A 279-nucleotide genomic window follows, 5' to 3' on the forward strand; every position below is an offset into this window, starting at 1 on the left:
ATAGTCTGTTAGCTCAGGATAGATATCAACAATGGCGTCTTTAATATTACGGTAAACTTTGGGAATGGCGCTGAATAAACTGGCATTGAAATAATGCAGGCCATTATTGATCTCGTCATAGACTAAAGGTTTACGCGTGCGTACTTCATCAGATGACCATAATAAATCAATGGTTTGCGCCGTTTGTTCTTTCGCTTGCTCATAGGCGAAACTGTTTTCAGGAAGATTATTCAAAGCATCGCTATGCTTGAATAAACTCTGCAATAGATTCATCGTCGT

1 protein-coding gene is annotated in these 279 nt (G+C 39.1%); it reads right to left on the bottom strand.

All coding sequences use genetic code 11. The annotated features are described in order from the left end of the window. Positions 1-279 (bottom strand): phosphoenolpyruvate carboxylase (locus AAEY83_RS14345; RefSeq protein WP_351059889.1); only part of this gene is annotated, 279 nt, incomplete at both ends.

Origin of the sequence: Psychrobacter sp. TB20-MNA-CIBAN-0197 (genome assembly GCF_040309765.1) — a bacterium.
Lineage (GTDB): Bacteria > Pseudomonadota > Gammaproteobacteria > Pseudomonadales > Moraxellaceae > Psychrobacter > Psychrobacter submarinus.